26 protein-coding genes are annotated in these 24,251 nt (G+C 62.8%); 24 read left to right on the top strand and 2 right to left on the bottom strand.

What is annotated here, in order from left to right; all coding sequences use genetic code 11:
* Positions 1-7: 7 nt before the first annotated feature.
* Positions 8-937 carry a hydroxymethylbilane synthase gene (gene hemC / locus ATY75_RS04285; RefSeq protein WP_088936581.1) on the bottom strand — a complete coding sequence of 310 codons (930 nt, stop codon included), beginning with the start codon at positions 935-937 and terminating at the stop codon, positions 8-10.
* 72 nt (positions 938-1,009) lie between these two features.
* On the opposite strand from hemC, the gene tsaD reads away from it, so the two are divergent.
* The 5 genes from tsaD to ATY75_RS04260 are packed head-to-tail and all read left to right on the top strand — an operon-like array spanning position 1,010 to position 4,475.
* Positions 1,010-2,107 (top strand): tRNA (adenosine(37)-N6)-threonylcarbamoyltransferase complex transferase subunit TsaD, encoded by a 1,098-nt coding sequence (tsaD, locus tag ATY75_RS04280; RefSeq protein ID WP_088936580.1) that lies wholly within the window; start codon positions 1,010-1,012, stop codon positions 2,105-2,107.
* Positions 2,104-3,087, top strand: coding sequence for an NAD(P)H-dependent glycerol-3-phosphate dehydrogenase (locus tag ATY75_RS04275; protein ID WP_088936579.1), 984 nt, complete (start codon positions 2,104-2,106; stop codon positions 3,085-3,087). The genes tsaD and ATY75_RS04275 overlap by 4 nt, the downstream gene beginning before the upstream one ends.
* A 9-nt stretch (positions 3,088-3,096) precedes the next feature.
* Entirely contained in the window at positions 3,097-3,390 is a 294-nt protein-coding gene (locus ATY75_RS04270; RefSeq protein WP_088936578.1) for a YciI-like protein, read from the top strand.
* Between the two features lie 3 nt (positions 3,391-3,393).
* Positions 3,394-3,825 (top strand): EVE domain-containing protein, encoded by a 432-nt coding sequence (locus ATY75_RS04265; protein ID WP_049733437.1) that lies wholly within the window; start codon positions 3,394-3,396, stop codon positions 3,823-3,825.
* Positions 3,822-4,475 carry a methyltransferase gene (locus tag ATY75_RS04260; RefSeq protein ID WP_088936577.1) on the top strand — a complete coding sequence of 218 codons (654 nt, stop codon included), beginning with the start codon at positions 3,822-3,824 and terminating at the stop codon, positions 4,473-4,475. The genes ATY75_RS04265 and ATY75_RS04260 overlap by 4 nt, the downstream gene beginning before the upstream one ends.
* Here the strand turns inward: ATY75_RS04260 and ATY75_RS04255 are convergent.
* Positions 4,472-4,975: a hypothetical protein gene (locus ATY75_RS04255; protein WP_088936576.1), complete on the bottom strand. Its 504-nt coding sequence runs from the start codon at positions 4,973-4,975 to the stop codon at positions 4,472-4,474. The genes ATY75_RS04260 and ATY75_RS04255 overlap by 4 nt on opposite strands.
* A 314-nt stretch (positions 4,976-5,289) precedes the next feature.
* Between ATY75_RS04255 and sdhC the strand changes: the two genes are divergently transcribed.
* From sdhC to ATY75_RS04160, 19 genes are all read left to right on the top strand, one after another.
* Positions 5,290-5,685 (top strand): succinate dehydrogenase, cytochrome b556 subunit, encoded by a 396-nt coding sequence (sdhC, locus tag ATY75_RS04250; RefSeq protein ID WP_012559217.1) that lies wholly within the window; start codon positions 5,290-5,292, stop codon positions 5,683-5,685.
* Between the two features lie 10 nt (positions 5,686-5,695).
* Entirely contained in the window at positions 5,696-6,076 is a 381-nt protein-coding gene (gene sdhD, locus ATY75_RS04245; RefSeq protein ID WP_003567272.1) for a succinate dehydrogenase, hydrophobic membrane anchor protein, read from the top strand.
* Positions 6,077-6,083: 7 nt separating this feature from the next.
* The gene (gene sdhA / locus ATY75_RS04240; RefSeq protein WP_088936575.1) at positions 6,084-7,925 is read left to right on the top strand and encodes a succinate dehydrogenase flavoprotein subunit; all 1,842 of its coding nucleotides are present in this window, start codon (positions 6,084-6,086) and stop codon (positions 7,923-7,925) included.
* Positions 7,926-7,943: 18 nt separating this feature from the next.
* Positions 7,944-8,723: a succinate dehydrogenase iron-sulfur subunit gene (locus ATY75_RS04235; protein ID WP_088936574.1), complete on the top strand. Its 780-nt coding sequence runs from the start codon at positions 7,944-7,946 to the stop codon at positions 8,721-8,723.
* Positions 8,724-8,730: 7 nt separating this feature from the next.
* Complete coding sequence (locus ATY75_RS04230; RefSeq protein WP_088936573.1) at positions 8,731-9,549, top strand: nucleotidyltransferase domain-containing protein; 819 nt, start codon at positions 8,731-8,733, stop codon at positions 9,547-9,549.
* Positions 9,550-9,685: 136 nt separating this feature from the next.
* Positions 9,686-10,198, top strand: a complete 513-nt coding sequence (locus tag ATY75_RS04225; protein WP_088936572.1) for a protease inhibitor Inh/omp19 family protein — start codon at positions 9,686-9,688, stop codon at positions 10,196-10,198.
* A gap of 81 nt (positions 10,199-10,279) precedes the next feature.
* Positions 10,280-11,443 (top strand): cell division protein ZapE, encoded by a 1,164-nt coding sequence (gene zapE, locus ATY75_RS04220; RefSeq protein ID WP_088936571.1) that lies wholly within the window; start codon positions 10,280-10,282, stop codon positions 11,441-11,443.
* A gap of 178 nt (positions 11,444-11,621) precedes the next feature.
* Positions 11,622-12,584 carry a malate dehydrogenase gene (gene mdh, locus ATY75_RS04215; RefSeq protein WP_049733453.1) on the top strand — a complete coding sequence of 321 codons (963 nt, stop codon included), beginning with the start codon at positions 11,622-11,624 and terminating at the stop codon, positions 12,582-12,584.
* 34 nt (positions 12,585-12,618) lie between these two features.
* On the top strand, positions 12,619-13,812 hold the full coding sequence (gene sucC / locus ATY75_RS04210) for an ADP-forming succinate--CoA ligase subunit beta (protein ID WP_088936570.1): 1,194 nt from the start codon (positions 12,619-12,621) through the stop codon (positions 13,810-13,812).
* Between the two features lie 19 nt (positions 13,813-13,831).
* Positions 13,832-14,734: a succinate--CoA ligase subunit alpha gene (gene sucD / locus ATY75_RS04205; protein ID WP_088936569.1), complete on the top strand. Its 903-nt coding sequence runs from the start codon at positions 13,832-13,834 to the stop codon at positions 14,732-14,734.
* A 167-nt stretch (positions 14,735-14,901) separates the two neighbouring features.
* Positions 14,902-17,886, top strand: coding sequence for a 2-oxoglutarate dehydrogenase E1 component (locus tag ATY75_RS04200; RefSeq protein ID WP_088936651.1), 2,985 nt, complete (start codon positions 14,902-14,904; stop codon positions 17,884-17,886).
* 15 nt (positions 17,887-17,901) lie between these two features.
* The gene (locus ATY75_RS04195; RefSeq protein ID WP_071093289.1) at positions 17,902-18,210 is read left to right on the top strand and encodes a YciI family protein; all 309 of its coding nucleotides are present in this window, start codon (positions 17,902-17,904) and stop codon (positions 18,208-18,210) included.
* A 40-nt stretch (positions 18,211-18,250) separates the two neighbouring features.
* Positions 18,251-19,516: a 2-oxoglutarate dehydrogenase complex dihydrolipoyllysine-residue succinyltransferase gene (gene odhB / locus ATY75_RS04190; RefSeq protein WP_088936568.1), complete on the top strand. Its 1,266-nt coding sequence runs from the start codon at positions 18,251-18,253 to the stop codon at positions 19,514-19,516.
* Positions 19,517-19,529: 13 nt separating this feature from the next.
* Entirely contained in the window at positions 19,530-20,279 is a 750-nt protein-coding gene (locus tag ATY75_RS04185) for a DUF4241 domain-containing protein (RefSeq protein ID WP_088936567.1), read from the top strand.
* A complete protein-coding gene (locus ATY75_RS04180) occupies positions 20,276-20,803 on the top strand; it encodes a hypothetical protein (protein ID WP_088936566.1) in 528 nt (175 codons plus the stop codon). Before ATY75_RS04185 ends, ATY75_RS04180 begins: the two co-directional genes overlap by 4 nt.
* Positions 20,800-21,552 (top strand): SDR family oxidoreductase, encoded by a 753-nt coding sequence (locus ATY75_RS04175; protein WP_088936565.1) that lies wholly within the window; start codon positions 20,800-20,802, stop codon positions 21,550-21,552. Before ATY75_RS04180 ends, ATY75_RS04175 begins: the two co-directional genes overlap by 4 nt.
* A gap of 19 nt (positions 21,553-21,571) precedes the next feature.
* Positions 21,572-22,210, top strand: a complete 639-nt coding sequence (locus tag ATY75_RS04170; RefSeq protein ID WP_064840971.1) for a LysE family transporter — start codon at positions 21,572-21,574, stop codon at positions 22,208-22,210.
* 26 nt (positions 22,211-22,236) lie between these two features.
* Complete coding sequence (gene lpdA / locus ATY75_RS04165) at positions 22,237-23,643, top strand: dihydrolipoyl dehydrogenase (protein ID WP_088936564.1); 1,407 nt, start codon at positions 22,237-22,239, stop codon at positions 23,641-23,643.
* Positions 23,644-23,748: 105 nt separating this feature from the next.
* Positions 23,749-24,249 (top strand): cytochrome b/b6 domain-containing protein, encoded by a 501-nt coding sequence (locus ATY75_RS04160; RefSeq protein ID WP_088936563.1) that lies wholly within the window; start codon positions 23,749-23,751, stop codon positions 24,247-24,249.
* The last annotated feature ends 2 nt before the right edge of the window (positions 24,250-24,251 follow it).

The raw sequence follows: 24,251 nt of genomic DNA, 5'->3' as shown, positions 1-24,251 counted from the left end.
GGCCGCGTCAATGCCACTCGTCGAAAAAGGCGCTGCCGGCCCTGGCGCGCACGTCCTGGCCGGCGCGGGTGCCGAGTGCCGCCGCATCGCGGCGGTGGCCGTCGGTCGTCACCGCATGCTGGCTGCGGCCGTCGGGGGTGATGATGAGGCCGGAGAAACGGATCAGATCGCCTTCGCAGACGGCATAACCGCCGATCGGCGTGCGGCAGGAGCCGTCGAGCGCAGCGAGGAAGGCGCGTTCGCAGGAGACGGTGTCGAAGGTCGCGAGATCGTTGACCGGCGCCAGCAGATCGTCGATCCGGGTGTCGCCGATGCGGCTTTCGATGCAGATCGCCCCCTGCGCCGGCGCCGGCGGAAAACTGTCGGGATCGAGGATATCCGTGATAACCTCGACCTTCCCGAGCCGTTTCAGGCCGGCAAGCGCCAAGAGCGTCGCGTCGACCTGGCCCTCTTCGAGCTTGCGCAGGCGCGTTTCCACCAAGCCGCGGAAGGTCACGACATTGATATCGGGCCGCATGCGGCGGATCAACGCCTGGCGGCGCAGCGACGACGAGCCGACGGTGGCGCCATGCGGCAGGTCGATCAGTTTGGGCGCGGTACGGCCGATGACGGCATCGCGGATATCCTCGCGCGGCAGATAGGCGGAGAGATGAAGGCCGTCCGGCAGGTGGGTCGGCATGTCCTTGGCGGAGTGCACGGCGAAATCCAGCTCGCCCGACACAAGCTGCTGTTCGAGCTCCTCGGTGAACAGGCCCTTGCCGCCGATCTCGGAAAGCGAGCGGTCGGTGATGCGGTCGCCCTTGGTCGTCAGCACGACGATCTCGAACATCTTTTCAGGCAGATGATGCGCCGCCATCAGCCTGTCGCGGGCCTCATGCGCCTGGGCAAGCGCCAGCGGGCTGCCCCGCGTGCCGATCCGGAAAGGTTTTGTTTGCATCCGCTCAGTTCCGTTGTTACCGGAGTTCTCGTAACCGGGTTTCCATCCCATCGCAATCAACGAACAGGCCTCATGGTTCCCTTTCTGCGCATCCTTGGCATCGAAACGAGCTGCGACGAGACCGCCGCCGCCGTCGTCGAACGCGATGCGGAGGGGCGTTCCAACGTGCTGTCCGACGTGGTGCTGTCTCAGCTCGACGAGCATAGCGCCTATGGCGGCGTGGTGCCGGAGATTGCCGCACGCGCCCATGTCGAGGCGCTGGACGAGCTGATCGAGCAGGCGCTGAAGCGCGCCAATGTGTCGCTTGATGAGGTCGACGCCATCGCCGCGACGTCGGGGCCGGGGCTGATCGGCGGGCTGCTGGTGGGCTTGATGACCGGCAAGGCGATCGCCAAGGCCACCGGCAAGCCGCTCTATGCGGTCAATCATCTCGAGGGGCATGCGCTGACGGCGCGGCTGACGGACGGACTTGCCTTTCCCTATCTAATGCTGCTCGTCTCCGGCGGCCATACCCAGCTCATCCTGGTGCGCGGCGTCGGCGAGTATGAGCGCTGGGGCACGACGATCGACGATGCGCTCGGCGAAGCCTTCGACAAGACGGCAAAGCTGCTTGGCCTGCCCTATCCCGGCGGCCCGGCGGTGGAACGGATGGCGCGGGACGGCAATCCCGATCGCTTCGCTTTTCCGCGGCCGCTGGTCGGCGAGGCGCGGCTCGATTTCTCCTTCTCCGGCCTGAAGACGGCGGTGCGGCAGGCGGCACAGGATATCGCGCCGCTCAGCGATCAGGATGTGGCCGATATCTGCGCCTCGTTCCAGAAAGCGATTTCGGGGACGCTGAAGGACCGCATCGGCCGCGGCCTGCAGCGCTTCAAGGCGGAATTTGCAGCGACTGGTGAAAAGCCGGCGCTCGTCGTTGCCGGCGGTGTCGCCGCCAATCTCGAACTGCGCGGCACGCTGCAGGCGCTCTGCGACAAGAACAGCTTCCGCTTCATCGCGCCGCCGCTCAGCCTCTGCACCGACAATGCGGTGATGATCGCCTGGGCAGGACTGGAGCGGATGGCTATCGGTATTGCGCCTGATCCGCTCGACGTCCAGCCGCGCTCGCGCTGGCCGCTCGATTCCAATGCGGAAACGCTGATCGGTTTCGGAAAGAGAGGAGCCAAGGCATGAGCGAAAAGATCGCCGTCGTCGGATCCGGGGCTTTCGGAACGGCGCTTGCCGCCGTCATCGCCCTTGCCGGCCGCAGCGCGGTGACGCTTGTCGGGCGCAATCCGTCGCTGATTTCAGATCTGAAGGCCGAACGGCTGCATGATGCGGCGCTGCCCGGCATCTACCTGCCCGATACGTTGGAATTTGCCGCCGAGGCGGAGGCGATCGTCGGCGCCTCGATCGTACTATTTGCGATGCCGTCGCAGGCGCAGGCCGATGCGGCCCGGCAGTACGGCCCCTATCTCTCCAAGGATGCCGTGGTCGTCACCTGCGCCAAGGGCATCGAGCGAGCGACCGGCAACCTTCTGACCGACATGCTGGAACGGGAACTGCCCGACCATCCCATCGCCGTGCTTTCCGGCCCGGGTTTCGCCGCCGATATCGCCAAGGGTCTGCCGACGGCGATGGCGATCGCGGCTGAGGATATCGAGGTCGCCGAACGGCTCGCCCAGGCGATATCCGGCCGCACCTTTCGGCTCTATGCCTCCAGCGACCGCATCGGCGTGCAGCTCGGCGGTGCGCTGAAGAATGTGCTGGCGATCGCCTGCGGCATCGTCGAGGGTGGCGGCATCGGCGATTCCGCCCGTGCGGCGCTGATTGCGCGCGGGCTGGCGGAAATGTCGCGCTTCGTCGTCGCCAAGGGCGGGCAGGCCGATACGGTGCGCGGGCTTTCCGGTCTCGGCGATCTGGTGCTGACGGCGACCAGCCACCAATCGCGAAACCTGCGCTTCGGCATTGCGCTCGGGCGCGGCGAAAAGGTCGATCCGCTGCAGGGCGCGCTGGTGGAAGGTGCGCTTGCCGCCTCCGTCGCCTCGCGGCTTGCCGCCGAGCTTTCGATCATCATGCCGATCACCGACGCCGTTTCCGCCATCATCGACGGCAGGCTCGATATAGCCGAAGCGATCGAGCAGCTGATGACGCGCCCAATCACCACCGAATAGGAGACAGACATGCTTTTCGCCCTTCTCTGCAAGGACAAGCCGGGCCATCTGAACATGCGCATGGAGACGCGTCCGACGCATCTCGAATATTTAAACAGCCTGAATGCCGAGGGAACGCTGAAGATTGCCGGCCCGTTTCTCGATGACGAGGGCAAAGCCTGCGGCAGCCTGATCATCGTCGAAGCAGAGACCAAGGAGGCGGCACGGGCGCTTGCCGATGCCGATCCTTATGCCAAGGCCGGGCTGTTCGAAAGCGTCGAGGTGAAGGCCTACAATTGGGTCTTCAATAAGCCGGAGGCGTGAGGCATGGCGCACTGGCTCTACAAATCCGAACCCGCCTCCTGGTCCTGGGAGCAGCAGAAGGCAGCCGGCGAAAAGGGCACGGAATGGACCGGCGTGCGTAACTATCTGGCGCGCAACAACATGCGGGCGATGCAGATCGGCGACAAAGGCTTCTTCTACCACTCCAATGACGGGCTGGAGATCGTCGGTATTGTCGAAGTCTCCGCCCTGTCGCAGCCCGATTCCACCGCCAAGGGCGACCCGAAGTGGGATTGCGTCCATATTCGCGCCGTCATGGACATGCCGAAGCCGGTGACGTTGAAGGATGTCAAGGCGAGCGAAAAGCTCGCCAAGATGTCGCTCGTCACCTCCATGCGCCTTTCGGTGCAGCCGGTGACGGATGACGAATGGGCCGAAGTCTGCCGCATGGGCGGGCTGGACAATCCGCCGCGTTGAAGACCGACCCGGAAGCCTTCATCCGCGCCAATACCAGCGTGATGGCGCCGCCGCATGTGCCGGAGATTTCACTCCATCTGGCCAGCGAAGCGCATGAACTCTGGCTGAAGACGGAGGAGGAGCTGGAGGCGATCGGCCTGCCGCCGCCCTTCTGGGCCTTTGCCTGGGCGGGCGGCCAGGGACTGGCGCGCTACATCCTCGATCACCCGGAGATGGTGCGCGGCCGGCGCGTGCTGGATTTCGCCAGCGGCTCCGGCCTCGTCGGCATTGCGGCGGCGATGGCCGGCGCTCTTCAAGTGACGGCCGCCGATATCGATCCCTGGACGGAGAGTGCGATCCGGCTGAATGCGAAAGCCAATGGCGTTTGTCTCGAATTTACCGGTGCCGATCTGATCGGAGAGGATATCGAGGCCGATATCGTGCTTGCCGGCGACGTCTTCTATGACCGCGCTTTTGCCGATGCACTCGTTCCCTGGCTGGCGCGGTTGGCGGCGGAAGGCAAGTTGATTCTGGTCGGCGATCCCGGCCGCAGCTACCTGCCGCGGGATCGGCTGGAATTCTGCGCGGTGTACGAGGTGCCGGTGACGCGGGCGCTTGAAGACAGCGAAATCAAAAAGACGACGGTGTGGCGGTTCGTGCCAAGATCTTAAGGCCGGATGACGCAGACATTGGCCTCGTAGGTGCAGGGGTCGTCCTGGACGGCAACGTCGATGACCTTTGCCTTGGCCATCGGTTCGGGCCGTGCCGCCGAATAATATCCGTATCCATTGCCGCCGACATAAGTCCCGCCATCGACCTGATAGGCATAAGAGCCGGCATAGGTGTCGCCGCCGCCGCCACCCGGTGGCTGGGGTGCGCTGATGATCAAGACGCTGCGAGCGACGCGATTGGTCGCTGCCGACGAAAACTGCTTCAAGAACGGCATCCGCTCTCTGCCGTGCCGGCGGCCATAGGCGCTGTCGAAACGGATGCCGCGATCGCGCCAGCCCATATGTCGCCCGAGAAACAACCCGTTGTGAAAGGCGTGGCGATGGGCAATGACCCGTTGATCGGAGAAGCGATGATCAAAACGGCGCTCGCCGGCGGTGGCGGGGAACACGGCAAGTGCAGACAGGGCAAGCAGGGTGACTGCGGATAGACTGCGAAACATGGGCGCCGGCCTCCGGAATTCCGATCGTTAACAAATCGTTAACGCCAGATTGCGCCAAAAGCGGCAGCTTGTCCATGCGGCCCGGGAGAACGGCATAAATATTGAGCTGAAAATACCAGTTTCGTTAGCCTGCAAATTTTGCGGTAACCCGAATCGATTAAATTAAAGCGAGACAGCGATTGTGCTTGTCGTCGGCGTTTCCGGTGATTAAACGTCGCAATTGATGCAACGCACACAGAGAATTTTGTCATTCGTGTGGTTGACTGAGCATGCTCCGAAATCCGGGAGCGCAGAGAAGCCGCCGCGAGGTTCTGATGGCGAACGTGACAAATAACCGGCCCTTGTCGCCGCATTTGCAAATTTACAAACCTATTCCCACCATGGTCATGTCCATCGTCCATCGCATTACCGGCGGTGCGCTCTATGTCGGCACGCTGCTGGTCGCCTGGTGGCTGATTGCGGCTGCAAGCGGCCAGGGCTCCTATGACTGGGCCAACTGGGTGCTCGGCAGCCTTCTCGGCAAGCTGGTGCTGCTCGGCTATACCTGGGCCTTGCTGCACCACATGCTCGGCGGTTTCCGCCACTTCATGTGGGATCTCGGCTACGGCTTCGGGAAGGAATTCTCGACCAAGCTCGCCATCGCCAACATCATCGGGTCGCTCTGTCTGACCGTGCTGGTCTGGGTGATCGGCTTCCTCATTCGCTTCTGAAGGTCCTCTCATGGATATGCGCACCCCCCTCGGCAAGGTTCGCGGGCTTGGCTCGGCCAAGGACGGCACGGACCATTTCTGGCGCCAGCGTCTGACGGCCGTCGCCAATGTTCCGCTCATCCTTTTCTTCCTCTTCTTCATGATCGCCTATGCGGGCGCGCCCTATGCGGATGTGGTCCGCGCTCTGTCGAACCCCTTCGTCGCGGTCGTCATGGGGCTGATGGTGATCTCGGGCGTCATCCACATGAAGCTCGGCATGCAGGTGATCATCGAGGATTACGTGCACGGCGAGTTCGGCAAGATCGCTCTGTTAATGCTGAACACCTTCTTTGCGATCCTGATCGCCGGCCTCTGTCTCTTCGCCATTCTGAAAATCGCATTCGTAGGATAAGCTCGATATGGCACCGACTTCACCCGCCCAGAACGGCAAGGCCTACAAATATGTCGATCACTCCTACGACGTGATCGTCGTCGGCGCCGGCGGCGCCGGCTTGCGCGCCACGCTGGGGATGGCCGAGCAGGGTTTCCGCACGGCCTGCATCACCAAAGTGTTCCCGACCCGCTCGCACACGGTCGCGGCGCAGGGCGGCATCGCCGCCTCGCTGCGCAATATGACGCCCGACAGCTGGCAGTGGCACCTCTACGACACCGTCAAGGGGTCCGACTGGCTCGGCGACGTCGACGCCATGCAGTACCTCACCATGGAAGCGCCGAAGGCGGTCTATGAGCTCGAGCATTACGGCGTGCCGTTCTCGCGCAACGAAGAAGGCAAGATCTACCAGCGCCCGTTCGGCGGCCATATGCAGAATTACGGCGAAGGCCCGCCGGTGCAGCGCACCTGCGCCGTTGCCGACCGTACCGGCCACGCCATCCTGCATACGCTCTACGGCCAGTCGCTGCGCCACAACGCCGAATTCTTCATCGAGTATTTCGCGCTCGATTTGATCATGTCGGAAGACGGCAGCCGCTGCACCGGAGTCGTCGCCTGGTGCCTCGATGACGGCACCATCCATCGCTTCGCCGCCAAGATGGTGGTGCTGGCGACCGGCGGCTACGGCCGTGCCTATTTCTCGGCAACCTCGGCCCATACCTGCACCGGCGACGGCGGCGGCATGGTGGCACGCGCCGGCCTGCCGCTGCAGGACATGGAATTCGTCCAGTTCCACCCGACCGGCATCTATGGTTCGGGCTGTCTGATCACCGAAGGCGCGCGCGGCGAAGGCGGCTACCTCGTCAATTCGGAAGGCGAGCGCTTCATGGAGCGTTACGCGCCGTCGGCCAAGGACCTTGCCTCGCGCGACGTCGTCTCGCGCTGCATGACGCTGGAAATCCGCGAAGGCCGCGGCGTCGGCAGGAACAAGGACCACATCTTCCTGCATCTCGACCATCTTGATCCGGCCGTGCTGCACGAGCGGCTGCCGGGCATTTCCGAGAGCGCCAAGATTTTCGCCGGCGTCGATGTCACCCGCGAGCCGATCCCGGTCCTGCCGACTGTTCATTACAATATGGGCGGCATTCCCACCAATTATTGGGGCGAAGTGCTGAACGCCGACAGCGCCAATCCGGAACGGATCATCCCCGGGCTGATGGCCGTCGGCGAAGCAGGCTGCGCGTCGGTGCACGGCGCCAACCGCCTCGGCTCCAACTCGCTGATCGACCTCGTGGTCTTCGGCCGTGCGGCGGCGATCCGTGCTGGCGAGGTGATCGACCGCGCAGCGCCGATCCCGCATCTCAATGTCGCGGCCTGCGACCAGATCATGGACCGTTTCGACGGGCTGCGTCACGCCAGCGGCGGCACGCCGACGGCGGAACTGCGCGAGAAGATGCAGCGCGCCATGCAGGAAGACGCGGCCGTCTTCCGCACGCAGGAATCGCTGGAATCCGGTTGTCGGCGCATCTCGGCGATCTGGCAGGAAATGCGCGATATCAAGGTCACCGACCGCTCGATGATCTGGAACTCGGATCTTGTGGAGACGCTGGAGCTGCAGAACCTGATGGCCAACGCCATCACGACGATCTATGGCGCCGAAGCCCGCAAGGAAAGCCGCGGTTCGCATGCCCGCGAGGATTATACCGAGGGTGCATTCGCCGGCCGCGACGACGTCAACTGGCGCAAGCACACGCTTGCCTGGGTCGGCGAAGCTGGCGACGTCAAGCTCGACTACCGCCCGGTCCACACCCAGCTGATCGCCGAAGGCATCGATCCGTACAAGATCGAGCCGAAAGCTCGCGTGTACTGATCTCAAGAGGAACCGGATATGGTTGAACTCGCTCTCCCCAAGAATTCTCAGATGCGCGAAGGCAAGGTCTGGCCGAAGCCGGCGGGTGCGACGAACACCCGCGAATTCCGCGTTTATCGCTGGAGCCCGGATGACGGGCAGAACCCGTCGATCGACACCTTCTATATCGATGTCGACGATTGCGGGCCGATGGTGCTCGACGGCCTGCTCTATATCAAGAACAAGATAGACCCGACGCTGACGCTGCGCCGCTCCTGTCGCGAGGGCATCTGCGGCTCCTGCGCGATGAATATCGACGGCACCAACACGCTTGCCTGCACCAAGGGCCTCGATGATATCAAGGGCGCGGTGAAGGTCTATCCGCTGCCGCATATGCCCGTCGTCAAGGATCTCATTCCGGATCTGACCAACTTCTATGCCCAGCATCGTTCGATCGAACCCTGGTTGAAGACGGTGTCGCCGGCGCCGGCCAAGGAGTGGAAGCAGAGCCACGAGGACCGGCAGAAGCTCGACGGCCTCTATGAATGCATCCTCTGCGCCTGCTGCTCGACCTCCTGTCCGAGCTACTGGTGGAACGGCGACCGCTATCTCGGTCCGGCCGTGCTGCTGCAGGCCTATCGCTGGCTGATCGATTCCAGAGACGAGGCGACCGGCGAACGTCTCGACAATCTCGAGGACCCATTCCGCCTTTACCGCTGCCACACGATCATGAACTGCGCGCAGACCTGCCCGAAGGGCCTCAACCCGGCCAAGGCGATCGCCGAAATCAAGAAGATGATGGTCGAACGCCGGGTCTGATCAGCACATGCATGCCGACGGCGGAATAGACGGCTTCGATCCCGAAGCCGTCAAAGAGATCAGGTCACGGCTCGCCTCGGTGCGCGAGCAGGGTATCCGTATCGGTTTTGCGATCGAAAGCGGCAGCCGCGCCTGGGGATTTCCTTCGCCCGATAGCGATTATGACTGCCGCTTCGTCTATATCCGTCCGGTCGAGCATCATCTCGCCCTTAGGTCTGTGCGCGATGTCATCGAATTTCCGATCATTGGCGACATCGACACTGGTGGCTGGGATCTGCGAAAGGCGCTGCTGCTTGCGCTGAAGGGAAACGGGGTGGTGGTCGAATGGCTGAAATCGCCGATCGCTTATGAAGAGGAAGTGGGTTTTCGCTCGCGTCTCGCCGCGCTGCTCGATCTCGTCATGGTGCCGGAAAAGGTCGCCGCCCATTATGTCGGGCTCATGCGGCAGCATTTTCAGAGCCAGGGCGAGGGGGCGATCAAGCTGAAGAAGTTTCTTTATGCCGTGCGTCCGGCCATCGCGCTCGAATGGATGCGGCAGCGCTCGTTTCGCGTGCTGCCACCGATGAATATGCTGGAATGCCTCGAGGCGATCTCGATCGCTCCCGACCTTCGAACGGCGATACTCGATCTGGTGCATGTCAAGAAACAGACGCGCGAAATGGGGGAGGGGCTGCCGCCGATGCTGGTGCAATCCTTTCTGAATAACTCGTTCGAGCGTTATTCCGAGATATTGCGGGAGTTCGACAAGGATCCGGACAGAGATCAGCACGCGCAACACCTTGCTGACAAATTCTATGTGCAGGAAGTTTTGCAGCGGGACAGTTGAACTGTATCGTTTTTCGGTTAGTTGTTGTCACGGGCAATTTATGCAGTCCGACTTGATTAACCAAAGCGAGTTACGATAATCGGACTTGTCTCACGCCCGTTTCTCTGCGGCGCTAGCCGAACTCAGGAGTATGATGATGCAGTTGCGATATGCGATGACAGGTCTGGTGGTGGCTCTCGCGCTAGCCGGTTGTCAGCGTACGGCATATGATTACAACTCCAGCCCGAATGCCGGGCCGGCGCCGTTGACGGCGCAGCCGGTTCCCTCGGTGCAGGGCGGGCAGCTTCCGCCGGTCAACAACTCGCAGTTTCCAGCGGCGCCGGCGTCGACGGCACCGATGCCGGGCGCGCAGCCCGGTGCAATGGCCGCGAACGCGCTCGATGTGACCAAGGAATCGATGGTCGGAAGCTGGCGCGTCAATGGCAGCTGCGACATGTTCCTGACGCTGACCAATCTCGGCAGCGGTTCGCGCGGCGGCACACGCGGCTGCGTCGGCGAGCTGACGGCGATGGGTTCCTGGGAGGTTGCCGGCAAGCAGGTGCTGCTCAAGGACCGCTCGGGCAATCAGCTCGGCAGTGTCTACAAGACGGCCGACAACCGCTTCGAGGGCCAGACCAGCACCGGCCAGCAGATCAGCCTCAGCCGGTAAAGGAACTGGCGGGGTAAGCCAACCGGCGCGGTAAACGATCCGGCGGGCCTCCGCCGATGACTGACAGGCGGATATGCCCTCATGCAACCCATGCCGGACTACGCGCTCAGCGTCTGCGAACAGCTTAAAGCGCTGACTGCCTCGGGCGCGCTTCAGGTCGATTCCGCCCAGATGGACGTGGCAAAGAGCCTCGATCGGGTGCTGGCCGGGCTGAAGCAGCGGCGACCGGCGGCAAAATCGAGCGCGCTTGGCTGGCTGTTTGCCGCGAAGAAAAAGTCCGCCGTTGGCATCAAGGGGCTTTACATCCATGGCAGCGTCGGGCGCGGCAAGACCATGCTGATGGACATGTTCTTCTCGATGGCGCCGTGCAGGAAGAAGCGCCGGGCGCATTTCCACGAATTCATGGCGGATGTGCACAACCGTATCGCGGCGCACCGGCTGAAGCTCAAGAACGGCGAGACGAAACAGGCCGATCCGATGCCGCCGGTTGCCGCAGCCCTTTACGAGGAAGCGGAGCTGCTCTGCTTCGACGAATTCACGGTCACCGATATCGCCGATGCGATGATCCTGTCGCGGCTGTTCTCCGAGCTTTTCGCGCGTGGATGCGTGCTGGTCGCGACCTCGAACGTCGAACCGGACAATCTTTATACGGATGGTCTCAATCGCAGCCTGTTCCTGCCCTTCGTCGCGCTTCTCAAGCAGCATGTCGATGTCGTCACCCTGGATTCGCCGACGGACTACCGGATGGAGAAGCTGAACAGCCAGCCGGTCTATCTGGTGCCGATCAACGAGCACAATGACATGGCGATGGAGGCCTCCTGGACGCAGGCGCTGCATGGGCGCAAGGCGCTGCCGCTGGATATTCCGATGAAGGGGCGCCATATCCATGTGCCGCTCGCCGTCGATCGGATGGCGCGGTTCTCCTTCGCCGATCTTTGCGAGAAGCCGCTCGGTGCTGCCGACTTCCTCGCCATCGCCGAGCGCTTCGATATGGTCTTTGTCGATCACGTTCCCTTGCTGGGGCCGGAAAAGCGCAACCAGATCAAGCGCTTCATCATTCTCGTCGACACGTTCTACGATCATGCCGTGCGGCTTTACATTTCCGCCGCCGCCATGCCGGAGGAACTTTTGGTGCACCGCCGGGGCACCGAAGGCTTCGAATTCGACCGCACCGCGTCACGTCTGTTCGAGATGCGCAGTGCCGAATATCTTGCGCTGCATCATGAGAAGCGCGCCGCCGAGTAACAATTCAGTGACATACCCTCTTACGTTTACGTAAGAATTTTTGTATCTAAACGATTGAAAATGCTGCATCAAAATTAATGGATTGCCATTTTTAAGCTTTGGGTCTATGCGATTGCGTCATTGGACGGTGCCTTGCTGGGCGTCGCTCGACGAATTTGATCGCAAAGGAAACAGCGAAATGGCGCGTAACAAGATCGCACTCATTGGTTCTGGCATGATTGGTGGCACGCTGGCGCACCTCGCCGGCCTGAAGGAACTGGGCGACATCGTCCTCTTCGACATTGCCGACGGCATCCCCCAGGGCAAGGGTCTCGATATTTCCCAGTCCTCGCCGGTCGAAGGCTTCGACGTTAACCTGACGGGCGCCAGCGACTACTCCGCGATCGAAGGCGCCGATGTCTGCATCGTCACCGCAGGCGTTGCCCGCAAGCCGGGCATGAGCCGCGACGATCTGCTCGGCATCAACCTCAAGGTCATGGAACAGGTCGGCGCCGGCATCAAGAAATATGCCCCGAACGCCTTCGTGATCTGCATCACCAACCCGCTCGACGCCATGGTCTGGGCGCTGCAGAAGTTTTCCGGCCTTCCGGCCAACAAGGTCGTCGGCATGGCCGGCGTTCTCGACTCCTCGCGCTTCCGCCTCTTCCTCGCCAAGGAATTCAATGTCTCCGTCCAAGACGTGACGGCCTTCGTTCTTGGTGGCCACGGCGACACGATGGTGCCGCTTGCCCGCTATTCGACGGTCGGCGGCATTCCGCTCACCGACCTCGTCACCATGGGCTGGGTCACCAAGGAGCGCTTGGAAGAAATCATCCAGCGCACCCGTGACGGCGGCGCTGAGATCGTCGGCCTGCTGAAGACCGGTTCGGCCTATTACGCCCCGGCCGCCTCGGCGATCGAGATGGCTGAATCCTACCTCAAGGACAAGAAGCGCGTTCTGCCCTGCGCCGCTCACCTCAGCGGCCAGTACGGCGTCAAGGACATGTATGTCGGCGTTCCCACCGTCATCGGCGCCGGCGGCGTCGAACGCATCATCGAGATCGATCTCAACAAGACCGAGAAGGAAGCCTTCGACAAGTCCGTCGGCGCCGTCGCCGGTCTCTGCGAAGCCTGCATCAACATCGCGCCTTCGCTGAAGTAGTCGACGCGCTGAAGTCATAAAACAGGATAGACCCATGAACATTCATGAATATCAGGCCAAGGCTCTGCTGAAGGGCTATGGCGCGCCGGTTGCCGAGGGTGTGGCTATTCTCAAGGTCGAAGAGGCCGAGGCTGCCGCCAAGTCGCTTCCCGGCCCGCTTTACGTGGTCAAGAGCCAGATCCACGCCGGCGGCCGCGGCAAGGGCAAGTTCAAGGAACTAGGCCCCGATGCCAAGGGCGGCGTGCGTCTCGCCAAGTCGATCGACGAAGTGGTCGCCCATGCCAAGGAAATGCTCGGGCATACGCTGGTGACGGCGCAGACCGGCGACGCCGGCAAGCAGGTCAACCGCCTCTACATCGAAGACGGCGCCGACATTGCTCGCGAGCTCTATTGCTCGCTGCTGGTCGACCGTTCGGTCGGTCGCGTGGCCTTCGTGGTTTCCACCGAAGGCGGCATGGACATCGAAGCTGTCGCCCATGACACGCCGGAGAAGATCCAGACGATCGCCATCGATCCGGAAGCCGGCGTGACGGCTGCCGACGTGGCCGCGATCGTCAAGGCACTCGCGCTCGATGGTGCGGCCGCCGAAGACGCCAAGTCGCTCTTCCCGGCGCTCTACAAGGCCTTTAACGAGAAGGACATGGCGCTGCTCGAGGTCAATCCGCTGATCGTCATGAAGGACGGCCATCTGCGCGTTCTCGACGCAAAGATGTCCTTCGACGGCAATGCGCTCTTCCGTCACGATGACGTCAAGACGCTGCGCGACGAAACCGAAGAAGACGCCAAGGAAATCGAGGCCTCGAAGTGGGATCTCGCCTATGTCGCGCTCGACGGCAATATCGGCTGCATGGTCAACGGCGCGGGCCTCGCCATGGCGACGATGGATATCATCAAGCTTTACGGCAAGGAGCCGGCCAACTTCTGCGACGTCGGCGGCGGCGCCGGCAAGGAGAAGGTTGCGGCGGCCTTCAAGATCATCACCGCAGACCCCAAGGTCGAAGGCATTCTCGTCAACATCTTCGGCGGCATCATGAAGTGCGATGTCATCGCCGAGGGCGTCATTGCCGCGGTCAAGGAAGTCGGCCTCAAGGTTCCGCTGGTCGTGCGCCTTGAGGGCACGAATGTCGAGGTCGGCAAGAAGATCCTGAACGAGTCGGGTCTGGCGATCACGGCGGCTGACGACTTGGACGATGCGGCCAAGAAGATCGTCGCGGCGATCAACGGCTAATTTTGAAGGATCTGAAAGAATGTCTATTCTCGTCAATAAAGACACCAAGATCCTCGTTCAGGGTCTGACCGGCAAGACCGGCACGTTCCACACCGAACAGGCGCTGGCCTATTACGGCACGCAGATGGTCGGCGGCATCCACCCGAAGAAGGGCGGCGAAACCTGGACCGGCGCCAAGGGCGACAGCCTGCCGATCTTCGCGACCGTTGCCGAGGGCAAGGAAAAGACCGGCGCCGACGCGACCGTCATCTATGTCCCGCCGGCCGGTGCTGCCGATGCGATCATCGAGGCGATCGACGCCGAGATCCCGTTCATCACCTGCATCACCGAAGGCATCCCGGTCATGGATATGGTGCGCGTCAAGGCTCGCCTCGACCGCTCCAAGTCGCGCCTGCTCGGGCCGAACTGCCCGGGCATCATGACGCCGGAAGAATGCAAGATCGGCATCATGCCGGGCTCGATCTTCCGCAAGGGTTCGGTCGGCATCGTCTCCCGCTCGGGCACGCTGACCTATGAAGCCGTGTTCCAGACCTCCAACGAAGGTCTCGGCCAGACGACGGCTGTCGGCATCGGCGGCGACCCGGTCAAGGGCACCGAGTTCATCGACGTGCTGGAAATGTTCCTGGCCGACGCAGCCACCCAGTCGATCATCATGATCGGCGAAATCGGCGGCTCGGCAGAGGAAGACGCGGCGCAGTTCCTCAAGGACGAGGCGAAGAAGGGCCGCAAGAAGCCGATGGCCGGCTTCATTGCCGGCCGAACGGCGCCGAAGGGCCGCACCATGGGCCATGCCGGCGCCGTGGTTTCCGGCGGCAAGGGCGATGCGGAATCGAAGATCGCGGCGATGGAATCGGCGGGCATCAAGGTGTCGCCGTCTCCGGCCCGCCTCGGCAAGACGCTGGTTGAAGTCCTCAAGGGCTAAACCAACCTATCCCCGGGCGGAGGAGCGGCATCTGCGCTTCCGCCCGGTCTTTGGCACGAGACAGGCAGATGCGCCGCGGACAGGCGGCAATGGGAATGCGGCAGCCGGCGATCGAGCCGGCAAATTCATCAAAGTCAGGAGGCGGACGGAAGCGTCCGCATATCACCATGGCACGGCAAGAAGCCAACGAGCAGTTTCAGATCACCTCGTTTCTGGATGGCGCCAACGCTGCCTATATCGAGCAGCTTCACGCGCGCTACGAAGAGGACCCGGCATCGGTCGACGATCAGTGGCGCGCCTTCTTCAAGGCGCTGGAGGAGGATCCCAGCGATGTGAAAAGGGCGGCCAAGGGGGCTTCCTGGCGCAAGAAGAACTGGCCGATTCAGGCCGGCGGCGACCTGGTGTCGGCTCTCGACGGCGATTGGGGCATCGTCGAGAAGGTCATCGAAACCAAGGTCAAGGCCAAGGCCGAAGCGCAGGGCAAGCCCGCCGACGGCGCCGACGTGCTGCAGGCGACGCGCGATTCCGTGCGCGCCATCATGATGATCCGCGCCTACCGCATGCGCGGCCACCTGCATGCCAAGCTCGACCCGCTCGGCATCGCCGCTTCGGTCGACGACTATCGCGAGCTGTCGCCGGAGAATTACGGCTTCACATCCGCCGATTACGACCGACGGATCTTCATCGACAACGTGCTCGGCCTGGAATACGCGACCATCCGCGAGATGATCGATATCCTCGAGCGCACCTATTGCTCGACGCTCGGCGTCGAATTCATGCATATCTCCAATCCTGAGGAGAAGGCCTGGATCCAGGAGCGTATCGAAGGGCCTGATAAGGGCGTCGCCTTCTCGGCTGAAGGCAAGAAGGCAATCCTCGCCAAGCTGGTCGAAGCCGAAGGCTACGAGCAGTTCCTCGACGTCAAGTTCAAGGGTACCAAGCGTTTCGGCCTCGACGGCGGCGAGTCGCTGATCCCGGCTTTGGAGCAGATCCTCAAGCGCGGCGGTCATCTCGGCCTCAAGGAAGCCGTCTTCGGCATGGCCCATCGCGGCCGCCTCAACGTGCTGTCGCAGGTCATGGGCAAGCCGCACCGGGCGATCTTCCACGAGTTCAAGGGCGGTTCCTACGCACCCGACGAAGTCGAAGGCTCGGGCGACGTCAAGTACCATCTCGGCGCCTCTTCCGACCGCGAATTCGACGGCAACAAGGTGCATGTGTCGCTGACGGCAAACCCCTCGCATCTGGAAATCGTCGATCCTGTCGTCATGGGCAAGGCCCGCGCCAAGCAGGACATGAGCGCTACCGTCTGGGACGGCGACATCATTCCGCTGTCCGAACGCGCCAAGGTTCTGCCGCTCTTGATCCATGGCGACGCAGCCTTTGCTGGCCAGGGCGTCATTGCCGAAATCCTCGGCCTTTCCGGCCTGCGCGGCCACCGCGTCGCCGGCACCATGCACGTCATCATCAACAACCAGATCGGCTTCACCACAAACCCGGCCTTCTCGCGCTCGTCGCCCTATCCGTCCGACGTCGCCAAGATGATCGAGGCGCCGATCTTCCACGTCAACGGCGACGATCCGGAAGCGGTGGTCTATGCCGCCAAGGTGGCGACCGAATTCCGCATGAAGTTCCACAAGCCGGTGGTGGTCGACCTGTTCTGCTACCGCCGCTACGGCCACAATGAAGGCGACGAACCGTCCTTCACGCAGCCGAAGATGTACAAGGTGATCCGCGGCCACAAGACCGTGCTGCAGCTCTATGCGGCGCGCCTCGTCGCCGAAGGCCTGCTCACCGAAGGTGAAGTCGAGAAGATGAAGGCCGACTGGCGCGCCCATCTCGAACAGGAGTTCGAGGCCGGCCAGCACTACAAGCCGAATAAGGCCGACTGGCTCGACGGCGAGTGGTCCGGCCTGCGCGCGGCCGACAATGCCGACGAGCAGCGCCGCGGCAAGACCGCCGTGCCGATGAAGACGCTGAAGGATATCGGCCGCAAGCTGTCCGAGATCCCGGCGGGCTTCACCGCACACCGGACGATCCAGCGCTTCATGGAAAACCGCGCCAACATGATCGCCACCGGCGAGGGTATCGACTGGGCGATGGCCGAAGCGCTCTCCTTCGGCGCGCTCTGCGTCGAGGGCAGCAAGATCCGCCTGTCCGGCCAGGATTGCGAGCGCGGCACCTTCTCGCAGCGCCATTCGGTTCTCTACGATCAGGAAACCGAGGAACGCTACATCCCGCTCGCCAATCTTTCGCCGACGCAGGGGCGTTACGAAGTCATCAATTCAATGCTTTCGGAAGAGGCCGTACTCGGTTTCGAATATGGCTACTCGCTGGCCCGCCCGAATGCGCTGACCCTCTGGGAAGCGCAGTTCGGCGATTTCGCCAACGGCGCGCAGGTGGTCTTCGACCAGTTCATTTCGTCGGGCGAACGCAAGTGGCTGCGCATGTCGGGCCTCGTCTGCCTGCTGCCGCATGGCTATGAGGGCCAGGGTCCGGAACACTCCTCGGCCCGCCTCGAGCGTTTCCTGCAGCTTTGCGCTGAAGACAACATGCAGGTCGCTAACGTCACGACGCCGGCGAACTACTTCCACATCCTGCGCCGGCAGCTGAAGCGCGACTTCCGCAAGCCGCTGATCCTGATGACGCCGAAGTCGCTGCTGCGCCACAAGAGGGCGGTTTCGACGCTTGCCGAAATGGCCGGTGAATCCGCCTTCCATCGCCTGCTCTGGGACGATGCCGAGGTGATCAAGGATGGCCCGATCAAGCTGCAGAAGGACAGCAAGATTCGCCGCGTCGTCATGTGCTCCGGCAAGGTCTATTACGATCTCCTCGAAGAGCGTGAAAAGCGCGGCATCGACGACGTCTATCTCCTGCGTGTCGAACAGCTCTATCCGTTCCCGGCAAAGGCGCTGATCAACGAGCTGTCGCGCTTCCGCAATGCCGAGATGGTCTGGTGCCAGGAAGAGCCGAAGAACATGGGCGCGTGGTCGTTCATCGATCCCTTCCTCGAATGGGTGCTTGCCCATATCGATGCGAAGTACCAGCGCGTCCGTTATACCGGCCGTCCGGCCGCCGCCTCGCCGGCGACGGGCCTGATGTCCAAGCATCTGTCGCAGCTCGCCGCATTCCTCGAGGATGCACTGGGCGGCTAATACAAGGGGGGCGCAATGGCTTATTTCTTTCTGAGACTGCTGCCGCCGCGCCCCACTTTCCCGCATGACGGGACCGGAGAGGAAATGGCGGCGATGAAACGCCATGTCGAATACTGGCACCGGCACGCCCTTGCGGGATCGGCGATCGTCGTCGGCCCCGTCTTCGAGGGTGAAGGCGCCTTCGGCATGGCGATTGTCGAAGTCGAGGATCAGGCGGCGGCACAGGGTCTTGCCGACGGCGACCCGATCATCGCTTCCGGTTTCGGCTTCCGTTTCGACATCCTGCCGATGCCCTCGATCATCTTGCGGCCGCCCGCCGTCTGAAACGCTTAAAATGAACACACACGAAATCAGGATCTGAACAATGGCCACAGAAATCCGCGTTCCAACTCTCGGTGAATCCGTCAGCGAGGCAACCGTCGGCACCTGGTTCAAGAAGGTCGGCGACGTCATCAAGGCCGACGAGCCGATTCTCGAGCTTGAAACCGACAAGGTGACCATCGAAGTTCCGGCGCCGACCTCCGGCACGCTTTCGGAAATCGTCGTCGCCGCCGGCGAGACCGTCGGCCTCGGCGCGCTGCTCGGCCAGATCGCCGAAGGTGCTGCCGCTGCTGCCGCGCCCGCTGCCGCCGCACCGGCTGCCGCGCCTGCCCAGCCAGCCGTTGCTGCTCCCGCGCAGCCGGCACCGGCTGCCGCTGCTGCCGCATCCTCGTCGAGCGCCTCCGTCTCCACCATGCCGCCGGCACCGGCGGCTTCGAAGATGCTGGCCGAAAACAACCTTTCCGCCGATCAGGTCGACGGCAGCGGCAAGCGCGGCCAGGTGCTGAAGGGCGATGTCATCGCTGCCGTCGCCAAGGGCATTTCCGCTCCGGCTGCCGCACCGGCGGCAGCGCCCGCCGCCGCGCGCGGCCCGTCGACGGTCGAGGACGCCTCGCGCGAAGAGCGCGTGAAGATGACGCGCCTGCGCCAGACGATCGCCAAGCGCCTCAAGGACGCGCAGAACACCGCCGCCATGCTCACCACCTATAACGAGGTGGACATGAAGGCGGTCATGGACTTGCGCAACAAGTACAAGGACATTTTCGAGAAGAAGCACGGCGTCAAGCTCGGCTTCATGGGCTTCTTCACCAAGGCGGTGACGCATGCGCTGAAGGAACTGCCGGCTGTCAATGCCGAGATCGACGGCACCGACGTCATCTACAAGAACTACTGCCATGTCGGCATGGCCGTCGGCACCGACAAGGGTCTCGTCGTTCCCGTCATCCGCGATGCCGACCAGATGTCGATCGCCGAAGTCGAGAAGGAACTCGGCCGTCTTGCCAAGGCAGCCCGTGACGGCTCGCTCTCCATGGCCGACATGCAGGGTGGCACCTTCACCATCACCAATGGCGGCGTTTACGGCTCGCTGATGTCGTCGCCGATCCTCAACGCGCCGCAGTCCGGCATTCTCGGCATGCACAAGATCCAGGAGCGGCCGGTGGCGATCGGCGGTCAGGTGGTCATCCGTCCGATGATGTATCTGGCACTGTCCTACGATCACCGCATCGTCGACGGCAAGGAAGCGGTCACCTTCCTCGTGCGCGTCAAGGAAAGCCTGGAAGATCCGGAACGTCTGGTTCTCGATCTCTAAGGGAGCGCTTTCGATGCAGAACCGGATCATGCGAGCGGCGCGCCTTCTTCTCTGCGCTGCCGCCGCGCATGTCCCGGTCTCCGCAGCGGCGGCCGGTTGGGACGTTACCAAGGCAAGCAGCAATTTCGAGCTGGTGGCGCTCAGCGACGCCGAACTCTCCGCCCGGTCGATCGGCGTGATCCATATCGGCAATGTCGAGCTGCCCTCGGGGCGCATCGTCGCGGCCGATCCGCTCGCTCAGCCGGATCGGCCGGCGCTGGCAAGAACGGTGGCGCCGGGCGACTATCCGGTGACGCTTTACAAGGCCTTCGGCCGCATCGCCGCCGCTGGCATGCGGTTTGCCGAGGGCAAGCCCGATCACTGGGAGCTTGCGGTCCTGCCCGGGCAAGACGTGGCGACGCTGAAGGACGGTGAGGTCTTCGGCTACCCCGTCGATGCCGGCCTCGGCTGTTACATGGATGCCGATACTCTCGATCTGATCGGAGAACGGGAAGCCCAGGCGCAGGCGCAAAAGCCCGACGCCGACATCAATTATTACGATGACGTGCTGGCCGCGGATCTCGATGCCAACAAGGGCGCTTACGCGCTGCACCGGCCGGTCGCCGGCAAGAGGGGCAATGTCGCGGTATTCTGGAGCGGCTGGGGCGATGGTTTTTATCCTGTCTTTTGGGGGCTGGATAAGGATGGCCGGGCGCTGGTGCTACTGACGGATTTCAGCGTCGTCGAGAATGCCGACGGGCGGAAGGAGCCGAAGCTGCAATGAGCGGAAGGATCGGGATCACGGCGGGGAAAGGCGTGGCTGCAATCGCAGCCGCCGCGTTTTGCGCCGTTCCGGCCTCCTCGCTCGGCGCAGCATGCAAGCAGGAGCGGGCCGTTTACGTCGATCGCGACGGTGCCTATGAATTGCGCTTTACGCCGTTGAATTCCGCCTCGGCGGCCGCCAGCAACCAGTTCAAGGTCAGTGCCCTCGCGACATCGGTGGTGATGGAAGGCTATGTCATGCCGTCGGAGGATCCGGTGCGCGCCATCGGCATCCTGATGTTCAATTGCCCGGAGGGGGATGCGACCGGCGCCGATCTTAATGCCTGCACGGTCTGGCAGGGCGCCGTTTATGGCATGGATGCCAAGGGCGAACTGGACAATCTGCAGCCCGAAGGGGCTGCGGCGGCAGAAAGGCTCGTGCTCCCCGGCCTCGGCCCTGCCATCCGCGAATCCAGCGCCTGGGGCGAAGGCAAGGCCTCCGTGGCGCCATGGGACGTGCTGACATTCAAGGAGTGTGCAACATGAGCGATAAGCCTGTCGTTCTCGTGACCGGCGGAAGCCGGGGCATTGGCGCTGCCGTCTGCCACCTCGCCGCCCGCCGGGGCTGGCGCGTCGCGGTGAATTACGCCGCCAACCGCCAAGCCGCGGAAGCCGTCGTTGCGGCGATTGCCGCGGATGGCGGCGAGGCCGTGGCGATTGAGGGCGATGTCGGTAAGGCCGCGGATATCGCCGCGATGTTTGCCGCGGTCGACCGGCATTTCGGCCGGCTCGACGGCCTCGTCAACAATGCCGGCATCGTCGACTATCCGCAGCGGGTCGATGAGATGTCGGCAGAGCGGATCGAGCGCATGCTGCGCGTCAATGTCACCGGCTCCATGCTCTGCGCCGCAGAGGCTATACGCCGTATGTCGAGCCGATACAGCGGGCGGGGAGGAGCGATCGTCAACATCTCATCGATGGCGGCGATCCTTGGCTCGGCGACGCAGTATGTCGACTATGCCGCCTCGAAGGCGGCGATCGATACGTTCACGGTGGGGCTTTCGCGCGAAGTCGCCGCCGAGGGTATTCGCGTCAATGCCATCAGGCCCGGCGTCATCGAAACCGATCTCCATGCATCCGGCGGGCTGCCGGACCGGGCGCGGGAAATGGCGCCGTCGATCCCGCTGCAGCGGGCCGGCACTGCCGAGGAAGTGGCGGATGCCGTCCTCTATCTTCTTTCACCTTCGGCTTCCTATATCACCGGCGCGATCCTCAATGTGAGCGGCGGCCGCTAAAAGACAGGGCGAAAACAGCATGCAGTATATTCTCGAATTTCTCGGCCTGATGGCGGTTTTCTCGATCTTCATCGTCGTGCCGGGCGCCGATTTCGCCGTCATTCTGCGCCAGAGCATCGTGCATGGGCGGCGCGCCGCCATCATGACCGGGCTCGGCATGGGCTTCTCGCTGCTCTTTCATATCAGCTACACGATCCTCGGCCTCGGCCTGATCGTCTCCAAATCGCTGATGCTGTTTGCGATGATCAAATGGGCGGGTGTGGCCTATCTCGTCTATCTCGGCATCAAGTCGTTCCGCGAACCGGGTTTCAGCGTGCAGGAGATCGAGGTGACGGCCGAAGACCGCAAGCCGGTCTCGATGCTGAAGTGCCTCGGCATGGGTTTCATCACCAATGCGCTGAACCCGAAGCCGGTGCTGTTCTTCCTGTCGTTGTTTTCGACGCTCGTCCATCACGACACACCGGCGCTGATCCAGTTCTCCTACGGCATCGGCATGGCGACGGCGCTGGTCGCCTGGTTTGCCGGCGTCTCCTATTTCTTCACGGTCAAGGCGATCCGTGACCGCTTCATTGCCAGCGGCAAATGGTTCAACCGCATTACCGGAGCGGCACTCGTCGGCTTCGGCTTTCGCCTCGCGCTGTCGCGCGCGGCCGATTAATTGAAAAATCCAAAGGGAAAGAAACAATGTCCTACGATGTGATCATTATCGGAACCGGCCCGGGCGGGTACGTCTGCGCCGTCAAGGCAGCTCAGCTCGGCCTCAAGGTCGCCGTTGTCGAAAAGCGCGCGACTTATGGCGGCACCTGCCTGAACGTCGGCTGCATTCCGTCGAAGGCGCTGCTGCATGCTTCCGAAATGTTCCATCAGGCCGGCCACGGCATGAGCACGCTCGGCATCGACATTCCGGCGCCGACGCTCAACCTCGGTAACATGATGGCCCACAAGGACGCCACGGTGAAGTCGAATGTCGACGGCGTCGCCTTTCTGTTCAAGAAGAACAAGATCGATGCCTTCCAGGGCAGCGGCAAGGTCGTGTCGGCCGGCAAGGTTGCTGTCACCGCCGCAGACGGCAGCGTGCAGGAGATCGAAGGCAAGAACATCGTCATCGCCACCGGCTCCGACGTCGCCGGCATTCCCGGCGTGCAGGTCGAGATCGATGAGAAGACCATCATCTCCTCCACCGGCGGCATCGCGCTGGAAAAGGTGCCGGAAACGCTGATCGTCGTCGGCGGCGGCGTCATCGGGCTCGAGCTCGGCTCGGTCTGGTCGCGGCTTGGCGCCAAGGTCACCGTCGTCGAATATCTCGACACCATCCTCGGCGGCATGGACGGCGAAGTCTCCAAGCAGTTTCAGCGCATGCTCGCCAAGCAGGGCATCGATTTCCATCTCGGCGCCAAGGTCACCGGCGTCGAAAAGGGCGACAAGGGCGCCAAGGTCACCTTCGAGCCGGTCAAGGGCGGCGACAAGGTGGTGCTCGATGCCGAAGTCGTGCTGATCGCCACCGGCCGCAAGCCCTATACGGCGGGGCTCGGCCTCGAAGAAGCCGGTGTTGCGCTCGACAATCGCGGCCGCGTCGAGATCGACGGTCACTTCAAGACCAATGTCGCCGGCATCTATGCGATCGGTGATGTGGTCAAGGGTCCGATGCTGGCGCACAAGGCGGAAGACGAAGGCGTGGCGCTTGCCGAAATCCTCGCCGGACAGCATGGCCATGTGAACTATGATGTCATTCCGAGCGTCGTCTATACCCAGCCCGAGATCGCCTCGGTCGGCAAGACCGAGGAAGAGCTGAAGGCGGCGGGTATCGCCTACAAGGTCGGCAAGTTCCCGTTCACGGCCAACGGCCGCGCCCGCGCGATGCTGGCGACCGACGGCTTCGTCAAGATCCTCGCCGACAAGGAAACCGACCGGGTGCTCGGCGGCCATATCGTCGGCTTCGGCGCCGGCGAAATGATCCACGAGATCGCCGTGCTGATGGAATTCGGCGGTTCGTCGGAAGATCTCGGCCGCACCTGCCACGCCCATCCGACGATGTCGGAAGCGGTGAAGGAAGCTGCGCTCGCTACCTTCTTCAAGCCGATCCATATGTAAAGCTTACATCTTCGTAATGAAGCCTTCAGCCGCTTGCCGTCAGGCAGGCGGCTGTTTTAGTTGTTCCACAGGGCAAAGTTTTACGCATCCGGTGGAAATCAAGACATGCAGCAGCCGTCCATCACGGGTTACGGTGTCAGCCAGCGGCTCCTGCACTGGGCGGTGGCGCTGCTGATTTTCTTCAATCTGCTGTTTCCCGATGGCATGAATGTCTGGCACCGGCTGATGCGCAGGGGCCAGGTGCCGACGCCGGAGCAGATTGCGTCGGCGAATATCCATGCCTATGTCGGCATCGCCATCCTGCTGCTTGCCGTCGTCAGGCTCGGGCTGCGTTTCATCAACGGCGTGCCGGCCGAGGCGGCGCAGGAGCCGGCGATCTTCCGGCTTGCGGCGAGGCTTGCCCATGCCGGTCTCTATATCCTGATCTTCGCCATGCCGCTGACGGGCATCGCCGCCTATTATTTCGGCATCAATCCTGCGGGATCGTTCCACGCGGATATCCTGAAGATCCTTCTCTGGGCGCTGATCGCGGCACATGTCGCGGGCGCGCTTGTCCATCAGTTCTATTGGAAAACCAATGTGCTGCGCCGCATGACGCTCGGCTGAGC

Origin of the sequence: Rhizobium sp. N122 (assembly GCF_002211295.1) — a bacterium.
In the GTDB taxonomy this organism is placed as follows: domain Bacteria; phylum Pseudomonadota; class Alphaproteobacteria; order Rhizobiales; family Rhizobiaceae; genus Rhizobium.
This window is presented reverse-complemented; position numbering and strand designations above follow the sequence as displayed.